At 62.6% G+C, this 18850-nt stretch carries 16 protein-coding genes; 12 read left to right on the forward strand and 4 right to left on the reverse strand.

What is annotated here, in order from left to right:
• Positions 1 to 25: 25 nt before the first annotated feature.
• The 3 genes from ACQ3C8_RS15140 to ACQ3C8_RS15150 all read right to left on the reverse strand — a co-directional run bounded on the left by ACQ3C8_RS15140 (position 26) and on the right by ACQ3C8_RS15150 (position 3317).
• Positions 26 to 874: an IclR family transcriptional regulator gene (locus ACQ3C8_RS15140; RefSeq protein WP_428853220.1), complete on the reverse strand. Its 849-nt coding sequence runs from the start codon at positions 872 to 874 to the stop codon at positions 26 to 28.
• A gap of 121 nt (positions 875 to 995) precedes the next feature.
• A complete protein-coding gene (locus ACQ3C8_RS15145; protein ID WP_428853221.1) occupies positions 996 to 1772 on the reverse strand; it encodes an enoyl-CoA hydratase/isomerase family protein in 777 nt (258 codons plus the stop codon).
• A 6-nt stretch (positions 1773 to 1778) separates the two neighbouring features.
• Entirely contained in the window at positions 1779 to 3317 is a 1539-nt protein-coding gene (locus ACQ3C8_RS15150; RefSeq protein ID WP_009521560.1) for an acyl-CoA carboxylase subunit beta, read from the reverse strand.
• A gap of 226 nt (positions 3318 to 3543) precedes the next feature.
• On the opposite strand from ACQ3C8_RS15150, the gene ACQ3C8_RS15155 reads away from it, so the two are divergent.
• The gene (locus ACQ3C8_RS15155; RefSeq protein WP_009521559.1) at positions 3544 to 5079 is read left to right on the forward strand and encodes an ABC transporter substrate-binding protein; all 1536 of its coding nucleotides are present in this window, start codon (positions 3544 to 3546) and stop codon (positions 5077 to 5079) included.
• Positions 5080 to 5137: 58 nt separating this feature from the next.
• Here the strand turns inward: ACQ3C8_RS15155 and ACQ3C8_RS15160 are convergent, their stop codons facing one another.
• The gene (locus tag ACQ3C8_RS15160) at positions 5138 to 5359 is read right to left on the reverse strand and encodes a biotin/lipoyl-binding carrier protein (RefSeq protein ID WP_009521558.1); all 222 of its coding nucleotides are present in this window, start codon (positions 5357 to 5359) and stop codon (positions 5138 to 5140) included.
• A 179-nt stretch (positions 5360 to 5538) separates the two neighbouring features.
• Between ACQ3C8_RS15160 and ACQ3C8_RS15165 the strand changes: the two genes are divergently transcribed.
• The 11 genes from ACQ3C8_RS15165 to ACQ3C8_RS15215 all read left to right on the forward strand — a co-directional run bounded on the left by ACQ3C8_RS15165 (position 5539) and on the right by ACQ3C8_RS15215 (position 18844).
• On the forward strand, positions 5539 to 7074 hold the full coding sequence (locus ACQ3C8_RS15165; protein WP_428853222.1) for an FAD-dependent oxidoreductase: 1536 nt from the start codon (positions 5539 to 5541) through the stop codon (positions 7072 to 7074).
• A 315-nt stretch (positions 7075 to 7389) separates the two neighbouring features.
• On the forward strand, positions 7390 to 8148 hold the full coding sequence (gene fabG / locus ACQ3C8_RS15170; RefSeq protein ID WP_428849646.1) for a 3-oxoacyl-ACP reductase FabG: 759 nt from the start codon (positions 7390 to 7392) through the stop codon (positions 8146 to 8148).
• Between the two features lie 46 nt (positions 8149 to 8194).
• Positions 8195 to 9736 (forward strand): ABC transporter substrate-binding protein, encoded by a 1542-nt coding sequence (locus ACQ3C8_RS15175; RefSeq protein ID WP_009521555.1) that lies wholly within the window; start codon positions 8195 to 8197, stop codon positions 9734 to 9736.
• Complete coding sequence (locus tag ACQ3C8_RS15180) at positions 9733 to 11406, forward strand: AMP-binding protein (RefSeq protein WP_428853223.1); 1674 nt, start codon at positions 9733 to 9735, stop codon at positions 11404 to 11406. Before ACQ3C8_RS15175 ends, ACQ3C8_RS15180 begins: the two co-directional genes overlap by 4 nt.
• Entirely contained in the window at positions 11403 to 12320 is a 918-nt protein-coding gene (locus ACQ3C8_RS15185) for an ABC transporter permease (protein WP_009522273.1), read from the forward strand. The genes ACQ3C8_RS15180 and ACQ3C8_RS15185 overlap by 4 nt, the downstream gene beginning before the upstream one ends.
• Complete coding sequence (locus ACQ3C8_RS15190) at positions 12313 to 13218, forward strand: ABC transporter permease (RefSeq protein ID WP_009522272.1); 906 nt, start codon at positions 12313 to 12315, stop codon at positions 13216 to 13218. The genes ACQ3C8_RS15185 and ACQ3C8_RS15190 overlap by 8 nt, the downstream gene beginning before the upstream one ends.
• Positions 13215 to 14249, forward strand: a complete 1035-nt coding sequence (locus tag ACQ3C8_RS15195; RefSeq protein WP_009522271.1) for an ABC transporter ATP-binding protein — start codon at positions 13215 to 13217, stop codon at positions 14247 to 14249. Before ACQ3C8_RS15190 ends, ACQ3C8_RS15195 begins: the two co-directional genes overlap by 4 nt.
• A complete protein-coding gene (locus ACQ3C8_RS15200) occupies positions 14249 to 15322 on the forward strand; it encodes an ABC transporter ATP-binding protein (protein ID WP_428853224.1) in 1074 nt (357 codons plus the stop codon). Before ACQ3C8_RS15195 ends, ACQ3C8_RS15200 begins: the two co-directional genes overlap by 1 nt.
• Positions 15319 to 16488 carry an acyl-CoA dehydrogenase family protein gene (locus ACQ3C8_RS15205; RefSeq protein ID WP_009522269.1) on the forward strand — a complete coding sequence of 390 codons (1170 nt, stop codon included), beginning with the start codon at positions 15319 to 15321 and terminating at the stop codon, positions 16486 to 16488. The genes ACQ3C8_RS15200 and ACQ3C8_RS15205 overlap by 4 nt, the downstream gene beginning before the upstream one ends.
• A 17-nt stretch (positions 16489 to 16505) precedes the next feature.
• Positions 16506 to 17681, forward strand: coding sequence for an acyl-CoA dehydrogenase family protein (locus ACQ3C8_RS15210; RefSeq protein ID WP_009522268.1), 1176 nt, complete (start codon positions 16506 to 16508; stop codon positions 17679 to 17681).
• Complete coding sequence (locus ACQ3C8_RS15215; protein ID WP_428853225.1) at positions 17678 to 18844, forward strand: thiolase family protein; 1167 nt, start codon at positions 17678 to 17680, stop codon at positions 18842 to 18844. Before ACQ3C8_RS15210 ends, ACQ3C8_RS15215 begins: the two co-directional genes overlap by 4 nt.
• Positions 18845 to 18850 lie beyond the last annotated feature (6 nt).

Genomic DNA, 18850 nt, shown 5'->3' on the forward strand with positions numbered 1-18850 from the left:
TTTCGCGCCGTATCGTTGTGCGTGCTCAGATCCACGGTGGCTGGCTGGCGAGCAGCTTGGCGAGTTGCGTGACCTCGGTGGTAAGCAGTGCCGTCAGCTCTTCGCGCCGCGTACGCATGCGTGACGACGAGGATGCGATGCTCAGGGCGACATACGGCACGCCATGCGCGAGCGGAACCACCATGCCGATGGCGCAGATGCCAGGTGTCTGCAGTTCCTGGTTCATCCCGTAGCCCAGCTGGCGCGATTGCTCGACTGCGGTGCGCAGCGCTTCCGGCTCCTTGATCCGGTACCCTTCCAGGCGTGGCGTATTGACCTCAATGATGTGCTCGATCTCGCTATCCTCCAGCACCGTCAGCAGCGCCAGTGCGCCGGCGCCGGCGCCGAGCGGGCGGCGCGTGCCCGTGTCCAGGCTGTGGGTCTGCAAGGGGAAACTGCCTTCCACGCGGCGCAGGCAGACGGCGTCGTAGCCGCTGCGTACCATCAGGAAAATCGAATCGCCGCTGGCCTCGGCCAGGCGGATCAGGCTGGGTTCGCAGACTTCGGCGAGCGAGTAGTGGACGGACGATGCCAGCCCCAGCGCATGGACGGCCGGGCCCAGCTTGTAATGGTTGGTGCGCGGGTCGCGCATGGTCATGCCGTAGACGCTCAGGCCCTTCATGATGCGATGCGCGGTGGCGCGCTCGATCTGCAGTTTGGCGGCGATGTCCACGAGCCGCATGCCGCGCGGGTTGTGCGCGGCGATTTCGCGCAGCACGGCGATGGCACGCTGGATGCTCTGCGTGCCTTCCGTGTAGGACGCCTGCGGCTTGGACGACCGGCGCGGCGGCACGGCGGCAAGCTCTGGAATGCATTCGGGCACGGTACGTGACACGATTTCTCCTCGCCGTGCGAATAAGTATGGCGCCGGCACGGATCGGCATGATTCGGGTAATGCAGCGGTACGGCGGTGCCATGCATGGCGCGGCGGCCGATGCACCGGCGCAGTGCTCCTTCTAGCGTCCTGTATAGCGCGGTGGCCGGCCTTCCGCGAAAGCGGCGCGCCCCTCCTTGCGGTCTTCGGTATCGCGCAGCAAGCCCCAGGTCTGGCGCTCGTGGCGCAGCGCCATGGGCAGCGGCATATCGCGGCCATCGCGCACCAGCCGCTTGGCGGCACGCACCGATAGCGGTGCGTTGGCGCGGATGCGGCGCGCGATGCGCAATGCCGCATCCTGCAGTTCCGCCGCTGGCACGACCTGGCTCACCAGGCCGACGCGCAGCGCGGTCTCTGCATCGATGCTGTCGCCGGTCAGCAGCATGTACATGGCATTGGTATCGCCGATCAGGCGCGGCAGGTGCTGCGTGCCGCCCGAGCCGGGCAGGGTGCCGACGCGCACTTCCGGCAAGCCGAACTTGGCATGCGGTGCGCAGATGCGGATGTCGGCCGCCAGCCCCAGCTCCAGCCCTCCGCCGTATGCCGAGCCATTGAAAGCACAGAGGATCGGCTTGTCGGTATCGAGGCCCGTCAGCAGCGAGTCGTTGGCGCCCGCGCCGAAGGTTTCCTGTGCGAAGGAGGTATCGGGCGGCGGGGTGTTCTTCAGGTCGGAACCGACGCAGAATGCCTTGTCGCCTGCACCGGTAAGGATGATCACATCCACGGCCGGATCGTTCTGGAGCTGTGGCCAGAGCGCCTGGATGGCGCGCCGCATCGGATAGTCGATGGCGTTGAGCGCGGCTGGCCGGTTCAGCGTCACCAGCGCGATTCCTTCCTCAATGTGCAGGTCGACAGTCATGTTGCCTCACGGATCGATACGGTGCTTGAAGCCCGGCTTGTAGCGCGCCCTGGCGCGTGCCAGTGTGTCGATGATCACATCGCGGGTTTCACCTGGATCGATCACGTCATCGATCAGGCCCATGGCCGCGGCTTCATAGGCGCTCGATTCGGCCTCCAGCTTTTCCATGATCTCCGCACGGCGCTTGACCGGATCCTCGGCCTTGGCGAGTTCCTTGCCGTGGACCAGTTCCACGCCCGCCTCGGGGCCCATCACATCAAAGTGTGCGGTTGGCCACGCCACGAGTTTGTCCGGGTTGGTAACGCGGCCGCCCAGTGCGATGTACGCCAGGCCGATGGCCTTGCGGGCGACGATGGTGACACGCGGTACCGTGATGGCGCACATGGTATTGAGCAGGCGAGAGGCCAGCGACACCATGCGGTGCTTTTCGATGTCCGGTCCGACAAGGAAGCCGGGTGCATCGCCGATGAACACCAGCGGAATATGGAAGGCATCGCACATGTCGATGAACTTGCGCTGCTTTTGCGCGGTCCGCTCATCGAGCGTGCCGCCGCGCGCCATCGGATTCGAGGCGACGAAACCTACCGGATGGCCCTGGATACGGCCGAGCGCCGTCACCAGGTTGGGGCCGTAGCGCGGACGGTAGTGGAAGATTTCGCCGGCGTCGACGATGAGGGCCAGCACCTTGCGCATGTCATACGCTTGCCGGCTCGATTCCGGAATCATGGCGCGCAGCTTTTCCTTGCCTTCTTCGGTATCGAGCAGCGCCGGACGGGGTTCGGCCACGGGCGGCAGCTCATCGCAGTTGTCCGGAAGAAAAGACAGGAAATCTCGAATGGCCTGCAGGCAGTCTTGCTCATGCTCGCCGACGTGGTCGGTCTGGCCGGTAACCGTGCTGCTGATTTCCGCGCCGCCGATCTCGTCGCTGGTGACATCGCCGCCGATGCCAACCTTGACCACCAGGGGGCCGGACATGCCCATGAAGCCTGTCTTGCTGACCAGGGTCGTGAAATCCGACTGGGCTGCGGTGAACGATGGCCCGCCAAATGCCGGACCCATGATGCCGGCGACCTGCGGAATCCGGCCCGACATGCGGAAATGATCGCCGAAGCGCGTGCCCATGGCGGCGGCCATGGCGCCATAACTCTCCTGCACACGTGCCGCGCCGGCCTCCATGAGCGCGATGAACGGTTTACCGTGGCTCAATGCAAGGGCGCGCGTACGGTTGATCTTGACCTCACCGACGCGGCCGCGCGTGCCGCCCAGTACCGTGGGATCGTCGGCCGCGACATAGACGATGCGGCCGTTGATGGTGCCATGCCCGCATACCACGCCATCCGCCGGCGTGCGGTCCTTCAATTTGGCATGGCCGCTGTGTGCGAGGACACCCAGTTCGACGAAACTGCCCGGATCGAGCAGGGTGTCGACGCGCTCGCGCGCGGTCAGTTTGCCGGCGCTGCGCAGTTTGTCGAGTGCGGCCGGCGGGGTAGCGTTGCGGACCGCTGCGCGGCGGTGCAGTAAGTCTTCAATCCGAGTCTTGTCCATGTCTCAGTGTTTTTCTGGGGCTTCACATTGTGCGAAGCACGATCCATATATTGAAATGCGGAAATATCATAAGTGTTCCACAACTCATCGTACACCATCCTCGGTAATATTGCGCATTGACATTCACCATTGAAGTTATTAGCTTTAAAGCGCATTCTTCAATGCCGTTTCATGTAGTTCTATACAACATAATTATTCCACTATGTGGTCAATGTGAGGTCGGAGCATGAAAGTTAAGCGATTGGTAGGGATGATGGTGAGCGCAGCCTTGCTGGCTACGGGGGTCGCGGTTGCGGCGGACAAGACCACGCCGGCGGTCGACAAGAACACGGTGGTCGTGGCGCTGGACAAGGAGATCCAGAGTCTCGATGCGCAGGTGACGGCGAGTGGCGATTCGCAGCGCTATGCGATGCAGATCTACGATACGCTGTATGGCTTCGATGCCAAGGGTAACGTGATTCCGCGCATGGCGGAAAACTACAAGATGTCGCCCGATGGCCTCACCTACACCTTTACGCTGCGCAAGGGCATCAAATTCCATAACGGCGATCCTTTCACCTCGGAAGACGTGAAATATTCGATCGAGCGCATCATTGATCCGGCTTCGAAGAGTACGCGCCGGGTCTACTTTGCGCCAGTCGTCGATAGCATCGAAACGCCGTCGCCGACCACCGTGGTGGTCAAGCTGAAGCAGCCGGACGGCGTGTTCATGAACAAGGTGGCGGGATTCCTGTTCATCGTGCCCAAGGCCTATACGTCGAAGTTGCCGACGCCCGAGGCATTTGCCGCTGCGCCGATCGGCACCGGCCCGTACAAGGTCAAGAACAATGCCATCGGCCGCTCGCTCGAGCTGGAGCGCTTCGAGGATTTCTATGGCAAGAAGCCGGCCATCAGCAACCTGGTGTTCCGCTATATTCCCGAGCCGGCCAGCCGCGTGAATGCGCTGCTCGCGGGTGAGGTGGACATTTCCGCCATCGTGCCGCTGTCGGAAGTGGCGCGCCTGAAGAAGGATGCTGCGCTCAACGTGATTTCGAATCCGGTGTCGTCGCCGATGCACGTGCGCCTGTATACCAACGACCCGAGTACGCCGATCTACAAGCGTGAGGTCCGGCTGGCGCTGAACTATGCCATCGATGCCAACGCCATCATCAAGGGCGTATATCACGGCATTGGCGCGCCGATGGGCACATTCATCTCCAAGTACTATCCGTACGGGCACGATCCCAGTATCAAGCCGTATGGCTACAACCCGGCCAAGGCCAAGGAGTTGCTGAAGCAGGCAGGTTACCCGAACGGCTTTACCGTCAAGCTGTACGACGCGGTGGGCTGGCCGAAGGAGCTGGCCGAGGCGCTGGTGGCGTACTGGGGCCAGGTTGGCATCAAGGCCGAGATCAACCGTCTGGATTACGCCGCCTGGAGCCGCCTGAACAATACGCACAAGAGCGGTCCGATGACCACCACGCAGTTCACCAACGCGATCTACGACCCGATCCACCCGATCGCCGGTTCGTTCTCGAAGGAAGGCGCCTGGTCGGATTACTACAATCCGGAGGTCGAGGCGCTGATCAAGGAGCTGGACAAGACATCCGGCGCGGAAGCGCGCGGCGCGATCTTCCGCAAGATCAGCAAGCTGCTGCATGACGATGCGTCGACGGTGCTCATCACGGAGCTGTTCAACGTGTTTGCCAAGAAGAAGGATCTGAACTGGGAGGTGCAGGAGGGTTCGGGCTTCCTGAACTTCCGCAACGTGTCCTGGCGCTGATGTGATCGAAGCAGTTTGAAGGGCAGCCCGGCGATGCCGGGCTGCAGCAGTACCGCGGTCAGACTTCCAGGATGGCCGTGACGTCGCCTTCGCCGATGCTGTCGCCTTCGGCTACCCGGATCTCCGTGACGCGTCCACCGCGTGGAGCGACCACCGGGATTTCCATCTTCATGGACTCGACGAATACGAGCGGATCATCTTCCGCCACGTGATCGCCGATGTTGACCGTGACCTTGCATACCGTCCCCGTGATTTCTGATTTGACTTCGTAGGTCGCCATGGCTCCTCCGCTGGTTAGTATTCAATATATGGAATTATAACAAAACTGCCTTGCCTGCATATGGTAGCGCAAGGCTCTCTATCTGGTAAGGGAAATTCGCATCATGCGGAAGTTATGCAAGAGTGCTATGCTTTCTTTTCATGATAATAAAGACCAATATGTGGACTTAAGGAGACGAGATGGCGCAAGCTTTGCCGGCATGGAATGCCAGTTATGACGTCGTGGTGGTGGGCTATGGTGCCGCGGGTGCCGTGGCGGCCATCGAGGCTGCCGATGCGGGTGCGCGCGTCCTGCTGATCGAGAAGATGCCCGATCCGGGCGGTATTTCGATTCTCTCGGCGGGCGGGCTGCGCATTACGTCCAGCGCCGACGATGCCTTCCGCTATCTCAAGCATACCTGCGGCGGCCGTACGCCGGACGATGTGCTGCGCGTACTGGCGGACGGCATGGCCGAGGCGCCGGATTACCTGCGTTCGCTTGCGAAGGCGAGCGATGCGACCGTCAAGGTAGTCAACTCGCCTGGCAACTATCCTTTCCCAGGCTGCGATTCGCTCGGCTATGCTGAGATCGAAAGCATTCCCGGATTCGATGCGCGCGATGGTTATCTGGCGGCGCGCCCGATGCGGCCCGGCTGCCTGCTGTTCAAGGTGCTGGTCGATAACGTCGAGCTGCGGCGCGCGGCCATCGACGTGTGGACTTCGACCGCGGCCGCGCGCCTGCATCGCAACGATGCGGGCGAGATCGTCGGCCTGCGCGCGGAGCGCGAGGGCCAGACAGTCGATATCGAGGCGCGACGCGGCGTCATCCTTACCTGTGGCGGCTTCGAGGCCAACGAGGAAATGAAGCGCCAGTACCTGGTCTCGACGCCGGTCATCAATACCGGCTTCCGTGGCAATACCGGCGATGGCATCCGCATGGCCCAGGCGGTCGGCGCGGATCTCTGGCACATGTGGCTGTACCACGGCCCGTACGGACTGCGCCACCCCGATCCCGAGTATCCGTTCGGCCTGTATGTCAAGCTGCTGCCCATGTGGACGCCCGAGCGCACCGAGCGTGCGTTGCCGAAGATGGCCTGGATCATTGTCGACCAGGACGGCCGCCGCTACGTTGACGAATATCCTCCGTACATGTCCGACACCGGTGTGCGCCAGTTCGATTTCTACGAGCCGAAAACATACCGTCATCCGCGCCTGCCATCCTTTCTGCTGTTTGATGAGGCTGGGCGCAAGGCCTATCCGCTCGGCCGCGCCATCACCAATGACCGCGAGGCGTGGTACGAGTGGAGCGACGACAACCTGCGCGAGGTCGAGAACGGCATCCTGAACCGCGCCGAGTCGCTCGCCGAGCTGGCGCAGCAGACCGGTGTGGACGAGGCGGTCCTGCGGGCCACGGTCGAGCAGTGGAATGCCGATTGCGACGCAGGCGAGGACACGGCCTTCGGTCGCCGTCCGGAAACCATGATGGCGCTGCGTGAGCCGCCATACTACTGGGCCGCCCTGTGGCCGGTGGTGATCAATACGCAAGGTGGTCCGGTGCACGATGCGCGGCAGCGCGTCATTGATGTCGAGGGTCAGCCGATCGACCGGCTCTACTCGGCGGGCGAGCTGGGTAGCGTGTTCGGCCATGTCTACGTGTCGGGCGGCAATCTGGCGGAATGTTTCGTGGGCGGACGCATCGCGGGTCGGGAGGCCGCCGCGCGTGCGCCGCGCACCTGAAATCATGGTGCATAGCAAAAAAATCACAAATAGTGGAATAGTTTTCTATGTTCTAAAAAGAAATTTAAGTTCAATAGTATCTAAAATCGGCAATTTTATTGCTCTTAAATCCGTGTCAATGGCAATGTTGTGTTCATATTTGGCGGAGACGCAAGGATGAGAATCCTGGTCATGTTTTCGAGGTTATTCGGAAAATGTGGCAAATATTGACACTGCAAATCCAGCCACTTAGACTGCCTGAAAACAGCCGAGGAGCGCGCAATGCGCCTATCCCGGCAAAAAAAACTGGAGACCCAAGCGATGCAGAAACGCTTCATGGATAAAGTCGTGCTCGTCACCGGCGCGGCACGAGGGATCGGACAAGCCACCGCGGCCAGGTTTGCAGAGGAGGGGGCCAAGATCGCCGTGTGCGATCTGTCCGCCGAGGCTGCGACTGAAACCGCTGCCGCCATTGCGTCCGAGTATGGTGTCGAGACCATCGGCGTTGGTTGCAACGTGGCCGACGAGGCGCAGGTCGAGCAGATGGTCGAATCGGTGCTGAAGAAATTCGGCTCCATCGACTGCCTGATCAACAATGCCGGCGTCACGCGCGACAACCTGCTGTTCAAGATGTCGGTCGATGACTGGGATGCCGTCATGAACGTGCACCTGCGCGGCACCTTCCTGTGCACGCGCGCTGTCCAGCGTCACATGGTCGACAAGCGCGCCGGCAAGATTGTCAATCTCTCTTCCACTTCCGCACTGGGCAATCGCGGCCAAGCCAACTACTCGTCCGCCAAGGCGGGTCTGCAGGCTTTCACCCGCACCGCAGCGGTCGAACTCGGCCCATTCAACATCAACGTCAATGCCGTGGCCCCGGGTTTCGTCGATACCGAAATGACGCGCCAGACAGCCGCGCGTCGCGGTTATGAGGTTGAGGAATACAAGGCCATGCGCGCCAAGAGCATTCCGCTCGGCCGCGTCGGTGTGCCGCGCGACATCGCCAACGTGATTGCATTCCTGTGCAGCGAAGACGCTTCGTTCGTCTCGGGGCAGATCATCTATGTGAAAGGCGGTCCGGAAACCGTGCGTTGAGCGCATGGTTCGCCAAGAATCGCCCGTTGTAAAAACTGGAGGAACAATGAAAAAACTGGTCTCGCAACTTACGCTGGGCGCCGCCGCTGCCTGCGCATTCCTCGCGACCGTGCCCGCACACGCCCTGAATGGCAAGCCCGCTGTCGACCGCGATACCGTGGTGTTTGCCATCGGCAAGGAAATCGGCAATCTGGATGGCCAGGTGGCTGCCACCGGTGACTCCCAGCGCTATGGCTGGCAGATGTACGACACGCTGTATGCCTTTGACCGCAAGGGCAATGTGCAGCCGAGCGTCGCCACCGATGTCAAGATTTCGCCGGATGGGCTGCAGTACACCTTCACCCTGCGCAAGGGCGTGAAGTTCCACAACGGCGATGCGCTCACCGCTGCCGATGTGAAGTACTCGATGGAGCGGATCCTCAAGCCGGAAACCAAGAGTACCCGCCGTCCGTACTTCGTGAATCTCGTGGAAAGCACCGAGACCAGCGGCGACCACACGGTGACCTTCAAGCTGAAGCGCGCGGATGGCGCCTTCCTGAACAAGATCGCCGGCTACTTGCTGCTGGTGCCGAAAAAATATACTGAATCGCTGCCGACCCCGGAAGCATTCTCCAAGGCGCCGATCGGTTCGGGTCCGTACAAGTTTGTCGAACAGCGTATCGGTCAGTCGCTAACGTTTGAACGTTTTGATGGTTACTGGGGCAAGAAGCCGGGCATCAAGAAGCTGGTGTTCCGCAGCATTCCCGAGGCAGCCAGCCGCGTGAACGCGCTGATGAGCGGTGAGGTCGACGTGATCGACTATGTCGCGCCGGTCGACGTGAAGCGCCTCAAGGCCACCAAGGGCCTGCTCGTGAAATCGGTGCCGGCTGGCAGCCCGCTGGCCGTGCGTCTTTACTCGAACGTCGAAGGCCAGCCGCTGGCCAAGCGCGAAGTGCGTCTTGCCCTGAACCACGGGCTGGATAGCGCCGCCATCATCAAGAACGTGCTGCATGGCGTGGGCGCGCCGATGACGTCGTACATCTCAGCCAGCTACCCGTATGGCGTGGACAAGACGCTCAAGCCGTACAAGTACGATCCGGCCCTGGCCAAGAAGCTGCTGTCGCAGGCGGGTTATCCGCAAGGCTTCCAGACCGAGATGTACTGCTCGAGCGACAACCCGAAGGAGCTGTGCGAGGCGATCGCCGCCTACTGGTCGACCATCGGCGTGCGCACCAGCGTCAAGGTCATCGACTATGCCGCGTGGAGTCGTCTGAACAATACGCACAAGTCGGGCCCGATGACGGTGATGCAGTTCTCGAACGCCATCTACGACCCGATTCACCCGATCAGCGGCGCCGCGTCCAAGGATGGTACGTGGTCCGACTATTCGAACCCGGAAGTGGAAAAGCTGATTGCCCAGGCCGATGCCGAGACGGATCGCGCCAAGCGTGACCAACTTTTCCAGAAGATCGGCCGGACGCTGCACGAAGACGGCCATGCCGTGTTGCTGACTGAGCTCTATTACACCTTTGCGCAGGATTCCGGTCTCGACTGGGAGCCGCAGCATGGTAGTGGCTACTACAACCTGAAGGAAGTACGTTGGAAATGAGCGAACAACCTTGGGTTGAACGCACCTTCGGCGATGCCCTGCTGTGGGCGTCGCGCGAATACGGCAGCCGCGAGGCTGTCGTCTATGGTGCTGACCGCATCAGCTTCACACAGCTGGCCGACCGCGTGCGGGCCTTTGCCCGCGGGCTGATCGCCCAGGGCATCGAGTCCGGCGAACACGTCGCGCTCTGGATGGCCGACCGGCCCGACTGGCTCGTGGCCCGCTGGGCCATTCCCATGATCGGTGCGGTGCTGGTGCCGGTGAACACGCGCTTTCGCGAGAAGGATGTCGGCTATGTGCTGGCGCAGTCCGATGCCCGCACGCTGATCGTGCAGCACGGCGCGGTGCGCGGCGTGCGCTATCTCGACATCCTCGAACGCCTCGAGCCGGGCCTGGCCACGCAGCCGCAAGGGGCGTGGCAGTGCAAGGAGATGCCGGAGCTGCGCCGCGTGATTGGTCTGCAGGCGGACGAGTCGACGCCGCTGCCGGACAGCATCACGTCGTTTGCGGCCATCGAGGCGGCCGGCAAGGCACTGCTCGACGACGGGGTGCTGGAGCAGCGTGTGGCCAGCGTCAAGCCGGGCGATGTGGCGCAGATCCTCTACACCTCCGGCACCACCTCGTTTCCCAAGGGCGCCATGGTGTGCCACGGCCCGCTGCTGCAGAACAATGCCTATGCGGCTGACTGCATGGGCTTCGACACGACCGACAAGTACTTGTCGTGCGTGCCGCTGTTCACCGCTACCGGCACGTTCTACACGATTGCGTTGTGGCTGGCCGGCTCGACCATGGTCATCACCGACCAGTTCAACCCGCAGATCTTCTGCGAGACGGTCGAGCGTGAACGCATCACCGGCAGCTACTTCGTCGACACCATCGTGCAGGATCTCAAGGCCTATCCGGATCGCGACAAGTACGACTTGTCGAGCCTCCGGACCGGTTCGGGCGCGCCGCTGCCGACCGCCTCGTTCCGCTGGCTGACGGAAACCATCGGCATGAAGGAACTGGTCAGCGCCTACGGCCTGTCCGAGACCTCGAATGCCGTGGTCCGCACGCGCTGCGAGGATCCGCTCGAGAAGCGTGCCATCACCAGCGGCCGGCCTTGCGATGGCGTGCACGTCCGCATCATCGATATCGAGACGGGCGAAGTGCTGCCGCACAGTCGGGTTGGCGAAATCTGCGTGTCGGGCTATACCATCATGAAGGGCTACTACAAGCGGCCTGACGAAGACGCCAAGACCTTCGACGCCGAGGGCTGGATGCACACGGGCGACCTTGGCGAGCTCGATCCGGACGGCTACCTGATCTATCGCGGCCGCGTGAAGGAAATGATCAAGCCCGGCGGCTTCAACGTCGCGACGCAGGAAATCGAAGTTTTCCTGAAGACTTACGCCGGCGTGCGCCAGGCAGTCGTTGTGGGCGTGCCCGATGCGCGGCTTGGTGAAGTGGCCTATGCCTACATCGAGCTGCAGGATGATGCGCACGTGACCGAGCAGGCGTTGATCCAGTATTGCAAGGACAACATCGCCAGCTACAAGGTGCCGCGCTACGTCGAGTTCGTGACCGCATGGCCGCTCACCGGTAGCCAGAAAATCAAGAAGCTGGAACTGAAGGCCCGTGCCGAGCAAACGCTCCAGGCGCGCGCGCCACAGCAGGCGGAGGCGACATGATCAGATATATCCTCAAACGATTCGGGCAGTCGCTGGTCACCGTGCTGCTGGTGACCATCATCATCTTCCTGATCATCCGATTGATCGGCGATCCCACGCACCTGATGCTGCCGCCGGAGGCCACCGAGGCCGACCGCCAGGTGTTGCGTCACCAGATGGGACTCGACAAGCCGCTGATCGTGCAGTACGGCATTTACCTGCTGGATCTGTTCCGGGGCAACCTTGGCATGTCCTACCGGTTTGCGCTGCCGGCGCTCGACGTGGTGCTGCATGCACTGGGTCCGACGCTACTGCTGACGGTGACGGCGCTGGCCTTCGGCATCCTCATCGGTGTGCCGCTCGGCGTGATCTCGGCCGTGCGCCGCGACGGCGTGGTGGACCAGATTGCCACGGTGTTCGGTGTACTCGGACAGGCCGCGCCGCCGTTCCTGTTCAGCCTGCTGTTCATCCGGCTGTTCTCGATCGAGCTCTCCTGGTTTCCAACCAGCGGCTACGGCAGTATCAGTAACCTCATCCTGCCGGCGATTGCGCTGGGCTGGTATTCGGCGGCCGGCATCATGCGGCTGACGCGCTCCAGCATGAGCGAGGTGATGGATTCCGAGTACGTGAAGCTGGCCCGTATCAAAGGCGTGCCGGAGCGCACCATCATCCGCAAGCATGCGCTGCGCAACGCGCTGCTGCCGATGATCACGTTCACCTCGCTGCAGTTTGGCATCCTGATGGGCGGCGCCGTGTCGGTGGAGTTCATCTTTGCCTGGCCGGGCGTGGGACGTCTCATCCTCGAGTCGATTTCCAATCTCGACTATGCCGTCGTTCAGGCCGCCGTGACCGTTGGCGCACTGATCTTCACCCTGGTCAACCTTGGCGTGGACATCCTCTATGCCTACATCGATCCAAGGATTCGCTATGCGTGATACACCCACTATCCAACTGCGGCAGGTGCCGGCTGATCCCAGCCTGCCGGCGCCGCAGGCCCGTACCTCGCGTGGCCGCATGCTGGCCAAGCTGCAGGTCGGCATCGCTGCCCTGATCGCGATTGCTATCGTTGCCGTGGCGCTGTTCCCCGGCGTGTTCGCTCCGCATGATCCGAACGCGATCTCGCTGTCGGACATCCTCAAACCGCCTTCGGCCGAACACTGGTTCGGTACCGACCAGCTGGGGCGCGATCTTCTCTCGCGCGTCATCTGGGGTTCGCAGGTGTCGCTGTACGTGGCGCTGTCCGCTGTCATGCTGGCCGGCATCGTCGGCAGCCTGATCGGTATCGCCGCCGGCTATATCGGCGGTGCCGTGGACGCCGTCGCCATGCGCCTGGCCGACATCCAGCTGGCGCTGCCGGCGGTGATCCTGGCACTGGTGCTGGTGGGCGCGATCGGTTTCAGCATGTTCAACCTGATCGTGGTGCTGAGCCTCGCCAACTGGGCGCGCTTTGCCCGCGTAACGCGTTCGGAAGCATTGTCCCTGCGGCAGCGCGACTTCGTGTTGCTGGCCAAGCTGGCCGGTGCATCGAAGATCCGCATCATCCTGGCACACATCGTACCGAACGTGATCAACACTTTCATCGTTCTGGCGACGCTGGACGTTGGCATCATCATCATCCTGGAAGCGACGCTGTCGTTCCTGGGCCTGGGTGTGCAACCGCCGACCGCCTCGTGGGGATCGATGATCGCCGACGGCCGTGGCTACCTCGAAACCGCATGGTGGATCTGCGGTATTCCTGGCATGGTGCTGATGGCAGCCGTGCTTTCCGCCAACCAGCTCGGTGACGCCCTGCGCGACTGGCTGAGCCCCAACATGCAGCGAGCGTGGTCATGACAGTCATTCTGGAAGCGAAGAACCTGACGACGATGCTGCGCAACCGCGCGGGCATCGTCACCGCGGTCGACAACGTCAGCCTGAAAGTCCGCGCCGGACGTTCCCTGGCTTTGGTCGGTGAATCCGGTTCGGGCAAGAGCATGACCTGCCTGTCAATGCTGGGCTTGCTGCCATCGAGCGGCAGGCTGATGGGCGGCGAGGTGCTGTTCAAGGGCCGTGACCTGGCGAAGATGTCGCGCGCTGAGATCCAGAAGGTGCGCGGCAAGGAAATCGGCATGATCCTGCAGGACGCGATGACCTCGCTGAACCCGTTGCTGACCATTGGCGACCAGGTAAGCGAGATTTTCCGCGTGCACCAGGGTATTACCAACAAGGCGGAGCTGCGTCGCCGTTCCATCGAAGTGCTGGAGAAGGTCAAGATTCCGGCTGCCGAAGAACGCCTCGACAGCTATCCGTTCCAGTTCAGCGGCGGCATGCGCCAGCGCGTATCCATCGCCATTAATGTGGCGATGTCGCCCGACCTGCTGATCTGCGACGAGGCCACCACGGCACTCGACGTGACAGTGCAGCAGCAGTTGCTGAAGCTGCTGCGCGACCTGCAGCAGCAGAACAACATGGCCATTGTGTTCGTGACGCACGACCTGCATCTGGCCGCGCAGTTCTGCGATGACGTCGCCATCATGTACGGTGGCCGCATCGTCGAGACGGGGCCGATCAACGAGGTGTTCGCCCAGCCGACGCACCCGTACACCATCGGCCTGCTGAGTGCAGTGCCGTCGCTGGCGACCTACAGCAACCGGCTGTCGGCGATTCCCGGCCAGCAGCCGACGCTGGCGCGCCTGCCGCAGGGCTGCCGTTTCGAGCCGCGTTGCGAGCATGCCATCGAGCAATGCCGTAGCCAGTATCCGGACTGGTTCGAGTGGGGCGACTCCGGCCGTCGCACTGCCTGCTGGCGCACGCAGGAGTCGCTGGCCGGCGTGTTGGCCGGTATTCCCGTGCGTTCGGAAAAATCGGTTTCGGAGGTGGCTTGATGAGTCAATCGTTTCTCAAGGTAGAGGGTCTGCGCAAGACCTACGACGTGCGCCGCGGCCTGTTCGGCCGTGCGCGGCCGCTGCACGCGGTCGCCGGCGTCTCGTTCGAGGTCGAAGCGGGCACCACGTTCGGCCTGGTGGGCGAGTCGGGCTCGGGCAAGACCACCATCGCCAAGATGCTGATGCTGGCCGAGCCCGCCACGGCCGGTTCGATCGAACTCAATGGCCAGAACCTGGCAGCGCTGCGCGGCAAGGAACTCGACCAGTTCCACCTGGAACTGCAACCGGTGCTGCAGGATCCGTTCAGCTCGTTGAACCCGCGCATGCGCATCGGCAACATCATCGACGAGCCGCTGCGTATCCACAAGCTGCTGAGTGGCGCTGAGCGCGAAAAGCGCGTGAAGGAGCTGCTCGAACTGGTAGGCCTGCCGGGTGACGGTGGCCGCCGCTTCCCGCATGAACTGTCGGGTGGCCAGCGTCAGCGTGTGTCGATTGCCCGTGCACTCGGTCCGAATCCTAAGTGCATGGTTCTGGATGAGCCCGTGTCGGCACTCGACGTGTCGATCCAGGCGCAGATCCTGAACCTGCTGAAGGACCTGCAAGGCCAGCTCGACCTGACGTACATTCTGATTTCCCACGATCTTGCGGTCGTGGCGTACATGAGCAAGCGCATCGGCGTGCTGTATCTCGGTGAGTTCATGGAGATCGGTGCGACCGAAGACATCGTCCGCAATTCGCGCCATCCGTACACCCAGGCGCTCATCGCCTCGGTGGAGTCGCGCAGCGGCGGCGGGTCGGCCAAGCTGGTATCGGGTGAAATCCCCTCGCCGATGAATCCGCCGCCCGGATGTCCGTTCAATCCACGTTGCCCGCACGCCGTCGATCGTTGCCGTAGCGAAAAACCCAAGCTGCGCGAGATCGGCCCCGGCCACTGGGCTGCATGCCATTTTTCCGAATCGATTCCGAATGTGACAGCGAACACCGCAGCACCGGCAGTCGATACTTCCGCCAAGACAGCGCAACCCCATATTGCGCTGGTACAAAAACCTGTTCCCGTCCAGGAGACACCATGAATTTCGATTCGCACGAAGTGTTGAAGACCCCCCTGCTGACCGAGCTGAATGAGCTCGTCCAGACCAAGTTCCGTGAGCGTGAGGCGAAGTACTTCGACAACGTCGAAATGCCGCTCGAGAACCTGCAGGACCTGTTCGAACGCGGCCTGCTGACCACGACCGTGTCGCGCAAGCATGGCGGCCTGGGCAGCAACGTGCTGTCGGATGAAGATCCGGCGACGTTCTACCAGTCGATCCGTACCGTTGCTCGCGTGTCGCCCGGCACGGCGCACTGCATGCAGGTGCAGAACCACGTGGCCTGGGCCATTGACGAAATCGGTACCGACGAGCAGCGCAAGTTGTTCATCGAGCCGATGATGAAGGAAATGAAGCTGTCGTCGTTCGTCGGCAGTGAAGCCAACCGCAAGCACATGTACGTGCTGCGCACCACGGCCAAGAAGGTCGATGGCGGCTACATCGTCAATGGCAACAAGAACTACGCCACCAACGGTTTCGACCGTGGCCTGGCCGTGATCTTCGCGACCATCGAAGGCGAGACCGACTACTTCAAGTCGCACCTGATGGTGATCGTCGAGCCGGGTATGAAGGGCGTGTCGCAGAACGACAACTGGTACCGTCCGACCGGCATGCGTTCGTGCCCGAGCCCGGAGATCTACCTCGACAACGTGATGATCGACCAGAACCATGTGCTGGGCGAGCCGGGCGCATACCCCGCCGGCCGCTGGCAGGGCCGTTTCCACCTGGGCTTCGCCGCCAACTACCTGGGCATGCTCGAAGGCATGTACATGTGGGTGAAGGATGGCCTGGTGAAACGCGGCCGCGGCAAGGATGCGTTTGCCCAGCTGCGCATCGGCGAAATCAGCACCGCCCTGTACGGTGCCCAAGTGGCCTTCGAGAACGCCATCGACACGTGGCGCAGCAAGGACATCCAGCGTGCCGAGCTGGCCTCCATGCGTGCCAAGGCGATCTGTGCCCACGCTGCCCTGCAGTCGCGCGACCAGCTGATCATGCTGTCGGGTTCGACCGCGCTGTTCGACGAGTTCCCGCTGGGCCGTATGCTGCGCGACCTCGATACGCACATCCTGCACGTCGGCCACGACCGCACGGCGCAGATCATCGGTGCGTCCGAGCTGGGCGAAGTGTTCGACTCGACGCTGCAACGCTAAGGAATTAAGGAAGCAACATGGATTTTCAACTCACGGGTGATCAGCGCGAGCTGATTGCCGCTACCGAAAAGCTGTGCACGCAGCTGCTGCCGCTGGCCAAGGAAGCGCACGAGGGCGAGAAGCGTGGCGATTTCGCGCCGCTGCAAAAGCTGCGCAAGGCGATGGCCGAGAATGGCCTGCTCGGCCTGAACATGCCGACCGAGTACGGCGGCATGGGCCTGCCGCTGCTGGATACGCTGCTGCTGATCCAGACCATCCAGAAGGTGGATTCCACCATGGGCGGACTGACGCACCGGACCTCGACCGGGGCGATCGGCGCGATTCTGGAGCTGGGCACGGACGAGCAAAAGGCGCAGTACGTGACCGGCGTGGCGCGCGGCGATATCGGCGTGAGTATCGGCATCACCGAGCCGAATGCCGGCTCGGCTGCCACGGCGATGACGACCCGCGCCCGCATCGAGGGCGACGAGGTGGTCATCACCGGCCAGAAAATCTTTATCAGCGCGGCCAAGGCGCATCATTACACGATGCTGTATTGCCGCTTCGGCACCACCGGCCGCGCCAGCGACATCGGCGCGGTGATCGTGCCGCACGATGCGCCGGGACTGACCATCGGCAACGGCTCGGAGAACATGGCCGGCGAACGCCAGTACGAACTGTTCTTCGACGACTGCCGTATTCCCAAGGCCAATATCCTGGCCGAGGGCAATGCCTTCGGCAAGCTGATCAGTGTTTACAACAGCGAGCGTCTGGGTAGCATCTCGCGCATGCTTGGTTCAGCGCAAGCGTCGTTCGAGTTCGCCCTGCAGTATGTGCAGGAACGTGAGCAGTTCGGCCGCCAGCTGGCCGACTTCCAAGGTCTGCAGTGGATCCTGGCGGAGATGAAGGTCAAGCTCGAAGCGGCGCAGCTGTTGACGTACCGCGCTGCGGCGAATACGGCTATCGGCCTGCCGTCGCCCCTCGAAACGTCGGTCGCCAAGGTCTACGTGGCCCAGGCCGCCAAGGAAATCTGCGACGACGCGATCCAGCTGCTGGGCGGCTATGGCTACATGACCGAGTACCCGGTCGAGGCGCGCTACCGTGAGGTGCGCGGCGGTTCGATCTACGGCGGCACGCTGCAGATCCACAAGAACATGATCGCTGGCCATCTGCTGAAGCGCAAGAATAGCCAGTGGGCCAAGGGGAAGGAATGAAACTCGCAGAACTGCAGGACCGCGAACCCGTCATCGTGGCCACGCTGCGCACGCCTGTCGGGCGTCGCAACGGGTCGCTGAAGGACTGGCATGCGACGGCGCTGTTGGCAGAAGTGTTTGGCGCGATCATTGATCGCGCCGGCATCCCGCGCGAGCAGATCGACGATGTGGTGGCCGGCTGCGCCACCCAGGTTGGCGAACAGGCCGGTAACGTGGCGCGTACCGCGCTGCTGATGGCGGGCTTTCCGTTTTCGGTGCCGGGTACCACGGTGCAGCGCGCCTGCGGCTCCTCGCAGCAGGCTGTGCATTTCGCCGACAACCTGATCCGCAGCGGTGTGTGCGATGTGGTGCTGGCCGGCGGCGTCGAGCAGATGTCGAAGACGCGTGGTGGCAACGAGGATACGACGTATGGCAAGCGCTATCCGGATGAGCTGGTGCAGCGCCTGTCGATGCCGTCGATGGGCATCGCCGCCGAGCGTATCGCCGAGCGCTGGAACATGAGCCGGACGTATCTGGACGAACTGTCGGTGCGCAGCCACGAGCTGACGGCGGCGGCGCATGATGCGGGCCGTTTTGCCGCGTCGATGTTGCCGATCAAGCAGCCGGACGGTTCGGTGTTCGATTTTGACGAGGGCCTGCGCCGCGGCACCACGGTGGAAACGCTCGCCGGCCTCAAGACCTCGTTCCGCGAAGACGGCCGCGTCACTGCCGGCAACGCGAGCCAGGTATCGGACGGCGCCTCCGCAGTACTGATGATGACGGCTGCCAAGGCACGTGAATTCGGTCTGCGGCCACGAGCGCGCCTCAAGGCGCAGCTGGTGGTGGGCGTCGATCCGGAAATCATGCTGACCGGGCCGATCCCGGCCACGCAGCAGATCCTGCAGCGCTCGGGCCTGAAGCTCAATGACATCGACCTGTTCGAAATCAACGAGGCGTTTGCCTCGGTGCTGGGCGCGTGGCTGCACGACATCAAGCCGGACCTCAACCGCGTAAACGTCAATGGCGGCTCCATCGCCATGGGCCATCCGCTCGGTTCGACCGGGGCACGCCTGATGACCATCATGCTCGACGAGCTGGAGCGCCGTGGCGGTCGCTACGGCCTGCAATCGATGTGCTGCGGTGGTGGCCTGGGTACGGCGACCATCGTCGAGCGCATCGAGTAAGCCCGC

The sequence above is a fragment of the Imbroritus primus genome (assembly GCF_964332355.1).
Lineage (GTDB): Bacteria > Pseudomonadota > Gammaproteobacteria > Burkholderiales > Burkholderiaceae > Imbroritus > Imbroritus primus.